Origin of the sequence: Nitrososphaera sp. AFS, from assembly GCF_009898475.1 — an archaeon.
GTDB lineage: Archaea > Thermoproteota > Nitrososphaeria > Nitrososphaerales > Nitrososphaeraceae > Nitrosopolaris.
In genome coordinates this window covers 1-6,067 of sequence record NZ_QURE01000140.1, presented here as the reverse complement: position 1 = coordinate 6,067, position 6,067 = coordinate 1, and the positions used below count along the sequence as shown (strand labels likewise).

The following is a 6,067-nucleotide window of genomic DNA, read 5'->3' as shown; positions in this document are numbered from 1 at the left end:
TTTCTTCGATTGCAGAAGCTTCTTCGCTTTTCGGATATAGCAGTTCGGGCTGGTTATCCCTTGAATACATTCTAGAAAGTATGTCTTTAGGATATGACATAGGATATCAATCGAGACCTTGCCTTTTACATGTTTATGATTATCCTGAACACGGATGGTTCATATTCTCAGATTGTGCCTACTCTTATGGTTTTAGGACCTTATTGGACAACACATAATTTATCATTTACCAATTCTTGAGATTGAGATTACGATACTCTGAGGAAGCTTATAACTTCTAGGAAGATTCCAGATGACTTGTGGGATGAGATCAAGATCAAGGTAATACTTCCTCCAGAAAAACCAGACAAAACTATTAGACGTTCTGTGGTACCATTTAAGTACTGGATGATATTTTATATGTCTTAAGAACTGGTTGTCAGTGGAAGATGCTGCCAAATGAGTATGGATGGTTCTGGTTCCACATGTCATAGACGATGACTTTCCGGAGATACAACATGAGATTATCAACAGAGGATATATGCCACATATCTATCATAAAGGAGAAAAGAAGAAGAAAAGCAAGCGGCATTGATCAAGAAGATGGGCAGTAGAGAGAACTAATTCATGGCATAACAGATTCAGAAAACTGTTAATCAGTATGAAAAGAAAGCAGAGGATTACCTTGGATTAGTACATCTGGCATGTTGTATTATTATCTATACTAGATAATTTTGGGATACGTTTAGGATAAGTTTAGAAGCAGATTCTGCCAAAATCGTGTGTTTATATGTGCGGGGGCTCACTAGTTACTGGAAGCTATTTCAAGCAGCATGTTATGTCATTTATTTCATAGATTCCAAAATTGACTCTGAATATCTTTGTTTCTGGGGTCTTATTTTGTCAATCCATCGGCCAACTTCTTCATTACACTCAACACATTTTAGTATGGTCAAAGATTTGGATATCAACCATGTACGCAGTACTACGTGCTTACAACTAGACATTCGAAGCTCTAATATACATTACAGACAATATATAGCATAGCACTTTAGTCGGTAACATCGTGTAATTGATTTACTTTAGTATGTGAGTTCAGGATTTGTTGGCTATGATACGCTGTCGCATAACTTCATTATATTTTGTACCATTAATGTGTGACCAATTTAATGTAAATTAGTACTGATCGACATCTAACAGATTTAGTTTTAAAAAATGAGTTAGTCGTTTCCGATGCTTACGTTAGCGTTATTGGTGACTGATCGTTGTGATCTGCACTTGCAGTACTAGTTATTACGATCTCTGGGCTACCTAGAGTTAAAACTGGTGTTGATGCGTTGTTCGTTCCACTTATGGAGTTCGACTGAGTAATAGATTGTAATACGTTACCGCTATTGTCTACAGATGCGACTATGGTTATGGATATTTACATCTGCGTTGTTACTAGCTGTATTTGTCCGACGCAAATGAATATCAGTGCCAATTAACACCAATTTGTCATTTCAGTGTTGGATTGAATTGAGGTACCGAGCATCACCGGGCAATCCGAATCTCTTACCAACTTGCGTAAGCCAATTTATAGTATTTTTGCCGGTTATCATTGGCGCAAATTGCAATTACTAATGATTCTCTTGATACCACTGCTTATGAGTTTCTTGGGGCATGTAGCAAAACCCAATTTAGCACCATAATAGATATTTGTCGTCTGCCACAAATCGCGCATACGCCAAGACTCCCCACTAATCTTTTCACCATAGCTTGCACGAAAGTCCATCCATTCTTTTAGATACTTGTATGCTTCTGCTGTAATAAATCCACTATATTGCTCATCTTCTCCGGCTATACTACAAGCTTGGCAGCTACTACTTCATTGTTGCCATTGTTTTTAATCGGAACTACATCTTTCCATATTAAGTAGTCCCAAGCACCAATTCTGATCCCGGACGAAACCAATGGTACACACAATCGCTTTTATTCGTCTGTCTGGATATTCTATCAGTTGGAGTACTTCTTCTAGACTTGGAGCTCTATCATTAGCAGCACCCGATCGTTTGGATAAAACACGTGTGATTTTCTTCCAGTTCAATACCAGATCATTCATATCACAAAATACTGCTTTGGTAAATTTGGCACAGTATTTTTTGAGATCTCATGATTTGACACTCTTTTCAAGCTGGCGGGACAAAAATTTCATCATGCTATCAAAGACCCATTTTGGATTCTTTCTAGCTATGATCACAAATTGTTTAGATTGCTCTTCCAACCGCCCATCCAAACTGAAATAATCAAAAACTGTTTTCAGTCTCTGGCCACTGCCTTTTTGTTTCTGAAGCTTTCAATGCAATCATTAAATTTATGAGTAGATCTAAATCGTTGGTGACAGCCATTATTATCTGTATGATATAGAGTTTTGGGCCCAAATAAATGGACAAGATTGAATCGGGCCAAAGGCGGTAAAGTCAAAGTCTAAGATTACTCAGGCCATCAAGTTCTTAGAAGGAAAGAATCTCATAGATGTAGATTTAGCATTAAGTCTCCAACCTGATGAAGTTCAAGAAATATATCGACATTTCTTGAAATTGAAAGATATGCATGAATTAGTTGGGGTATATGATGAAATGCAAAACTGTCTTCCATCGTTACTAGAACTTTTTAGATTAATTGTGCATAGAGGATTGGATAATCACGGTAGCAAATGTAATCAACACTGGTCAATTACAATCTATAAAAAGAATATGACAAATGCCGAAAACTGGCTTGATAATCAATAGAGAAGAAAAAATGCTATTTGAAAAGCCTGAATAATAGAATATGGGTTTTTCGTATAGAGAACGAAGCATAATTCCCATGACAAATAATAGTATAAATGAATTAACATATAGAGCAGTTAATACATATCACTCTCTTCCAGATGACACAAGTACCAGACCTCTATATTAAAACCTGAGGTAACACAAGCGATTCCAATCGTCATGACTTTTTTCAATTAGTTGGAAGAATATCATCTGAAAAAATTTCTATCAATTTTTTGAGAAATATTGATAACTGATCAAATTTTATAACCCTTTCGCAGTATAACTTTGGGTTCACTCTATCATCAGATCTTATGCCCACAGAAATATCAGCTTTCATAAATGCCGGATTATCGTTCTCAGAGTCTCCCAGGTACATCACCTTTTGTTGTCCTTTTCTGTTTTCTTTCTTTGCCATAGTGGAAATCTTGGAAGTTACGTAATCAAATGCCATTCCTTTATCACACTTGGTTATATATACATCTAAAAAAGGATGACGAGCATAAGTCTGAAGGTAGATTAGTTGTACCGGGCTTGTTGATGGCGAGAATGATCTAGTGTCCCGGATCATTTGTTTTAGAAATGGTTCCAAGCTATTCTTATATGAACTCCAGTCTTCTGTGTGTCTATAGTCAAAGGTGACCCCAGCTAAAATCCGTTTGTCGCTGGTAAATTTTCGCTCAACTATTACATCTTCATATCTTAGTCTTACGCTGTCTGCCAAATTGGTTAATAAACCCGATTTAGCCCGTAATGCTTTGCTATTATCCAGCATGAGGTGCTTATCTTCAATACAATTAAAACCATTGCTACTGCATCCAGCCTCCAGGATATTAGATTTGTTATTTTCACACGTCATTACACGTTCATTTGGAGATGTAAGGGTAAGGGTTTCAATACCTAGAATACATGAAAGGATTTTGGCAAATTTTGTTCTTGGACGAAGAAAATGATAATCCTTACTCGATATAATGCAAAAAGGTATCCTTTTGGAAACTTCCCATAGGATATCTTCCAATCCAACTGGTATCGCGGCATCCTTACTTCTTAACAAATTCGTAGGACATAGTGTTCCGTCATAATCAGACAGAATTGCGGTTATTTGCTCCTGCATTTTCGTTTGTTCTATTAACCATAGAAGGAGGTTACTGCTAAGGATTACTCATAAGCCCTATTGAACAAATATTATTGATTATCAAATATAGGCATAATGACCCTCGCAGACTGTATCGGTATATTGCTTGATAATATGTTTTGGATAATCCTGCATGCTTTCTACATAACATGCAATTATCCAGCGCAGCACGAAGTAACATGTATATGTTTTTAGTTACCATTCTATGTTTGATGGGATGAAGAATTTGTTTAACAAAAAACATTGGTGGGATATGATGGATGGATCTGAACAATCTGAGCGTGTGTTACAACGAGCTATTAGCATAAATAATAATGATGACGACCGACCCATATCACAACTATTTCGTAGAGGGAAAAGCCGCCTACCTGGGTTTACTAGTAAAGAATCTTTTTTACATCTTCATCTTGTGAGAAAATATTATGTCTATCTGTTTCGCGTTAAAATATACAAGGAGTATGTGATTATGTTAGAAAGATGAAAATACGTTGGACCTTGGTAAATTTCAGTTAGGCAGTAATAATAATTCCCTTATTTGGTCGTGTAGACTTTGTACAGCTTACCAGTATTAGGGTTTATGTATTTCCATTCCTCCTTACTATATTCCAATTCATGAAAATCTGCCTGCATTACAGGATGCAACAAATTATAGACATTTTCGCCTATAGAAACTTTATTTGCGCTTGTCAAGGAGGTTATCTTTGCTGATACATTCATAGTATATCCAAGCAAATCTATTTGAGAGCTTCTGTCATATGCGTATTGGACAACCACATTTTGTCCTTCCTCTGCGCCGACTTTCACAAATAGCTCAGGGCATTCATAGTTCCGTAGTATTGGGTCGATTCCATTTGTGAGCACGTTAATAATTGATTTTGCACACCTGACTACTTTGTCATATGTAAGGTATTTGTTAAAGCCTACAGGAAAGAAGGCAATTACAGCATCACCTACATATTTCAGAACATATCCGTCATGGGTTTCTATAACTGAGGAAGTTTCGTGTACAAATGCTCTAATTAATGTAACCAATTTATCTACTGGCAAAGTCATGCTCATTTTGGTAGAACCAACTAGGTCAGCGTACATAATAACCAGGGATCTCTTTGAACTTACATAGTTTTGAAGGTAGTTCTGGCCTCGTTTTATTGAGGTACTGTATTGATATCGCTCCTCTAAAGCCTGAAGGAGTCTGTCTTGCCGTTGTGTAAGTAAGGATTCCAAATCAACAAGTTCATTTCTTTTTCGAGATTCATCATTCCGATTATCATGATCAGCATCAAAATCTATCATACGGTGTATAATAGATTCACTAGTTTCGTCTATCCGCTCTTCTTTGTCTTTGTCTTTTTCCACTATCTATAGGATATAAGACTCTATTACCTAAATCTTTATTATTCTATTCATCTTCAATCACAATTCTTCTTCTTTGCTAACACTGCATCACTTTAACATAGCTATGAACTTAGCCTGGGAAAAAGATAATTATATTTGCAACGGTACATCCATCTCTATGTTCCAGTCCCCGCTTCTTATATTGAACATATGAATATAGGAATATAGGGATACATGGACACAGTGGTCAGCTAATTTCATAGGTGCAGCTGTTGCGCCTCTGAAAACTATTCCATTTCCTACTGTCAACATCAGTTTCAATGATTTATGTCACATATAAGGTACCACTAGTATTTCTATATATCCAGATATGAATACAGGGATACATATTATCCTCGTGCACATAGGATAGATTTCCTGCTAATCATAGTCTGGCTAAGCACTCTCTAAAGCCGCCTTTGCCATTTTCTAAGTACAGAGTCTCTGTTGCTATGTAAATAATGCCCAAAATAGTATTTGATTTTAGAAATTTTAAGTATATATAAGATCGAGGTATAACTACACTTTCTAACAGAAGTTCGTAGACTCATCAATTTGATGATGTGCTGTTGATTGCCCTGGCAGTTACAGTGACAACTATGATAGGCTTAACTGTCCCCTTCTATTCTTTACTCGTACCGTACATGTCTTGCTGACATGATATACACATCCACGTAGAATCTTATCTAACATATCTCCAACACCCTTAGTAGGTTCATAGTAAGGCACATTGGTAGATAAAAAGAAGCCTGATAGATTTGAAATCATTGGTTCATTTATTGCACTT

At 36.5% G+C, this 6,067-nt stretch carries 4 protein-coding genes and 1 pseudogene; 2 read left to right on the top strand and 3 right to left on the bottom strand.

Translation table 11 applies throughout. The annotated features are described in order from the left end of the window. Window positions 1-380: 380 nt before the first annotated feature. A pseudogene (locus DYY65_RS13120) lies at window positions 381-477 on the top strand (transposase); the annotation flags it as partial. A gap of 2,484 nt (window positions 478-2,961) precedes the next feature. On the opposite strand, the gene DYY65_RS11575 reads toward DYY65_RS13120, so the two are convergent. After that, on the bottom strand, window positions 2,962-3,885 hold the full coding sequence (locus DYY65_RS11575; RefSeq protein ID WP_162478113.1) for a hypothetical protein: 924 nt from the start codon (window positions 3,883-3,885) through the stop codon (window positions 2,962-2,964). Window positions 3,886-4,123: 238 nt separating this feature from the next. On the opposite strand from DYY65_RS11575, the gene DYY65_RS12640 reads away from it, so the two are divergent. Continuing rightward, entirely contained in the window at window positions 4,124-4,387 is a 264-nt protein-coding gene (locus DYY65_RS12640; RefSeq protein WP_236561819.1) for a hypothetical protein, read from the top strand. 50 nt (window positions 4,388-4,437) lie between these two features. Here DYY65_RS12640 and DYY65_RS11565 read toward each other — a convergent pair whose 3' ends face one another. Both DYY65_RS11565 and DYY65_RS12635 read right to left on the bottom strand, forming a co-directional pair. Beyond that, window positions 4,438-5,262: an adenylate/guanylate cyclase domain-containing protein gene (locus DYY65_RS11565; protein WP_370519361.1), complete on the bottom strand. Its 825-nt coding sequence runs from the start codon at window positions 5,260-5,262 to the stop codon at window positions 4,438-4,440. Window positions 5,263-5,877: 615 nt separating this feature from the next. Next, window positions 5,878-6,067: hypothetical protein (locus tag DYY65_RS12635; RefSeq protein ID WP_236561818.1), on the bottom strand; the 190-nt coding region annotated here is incomplete at its 5' end.

Coding starts and splice junctions, on each gene's coding strand:
- DYY65_RS11575 (WP_162478113.1), bottom strand. CDS start 3,885: ATGCAGGAGCAAATAACCGCAATTCTGTCTGATTATGACGGAACACTA.
- DYY65_RS12640 (WP_236561819.1), top strand. CDS start 4,124: ATGAAGAATTTGTTTAACAAAAAACATTGGTGGGATATGATGGATGGA.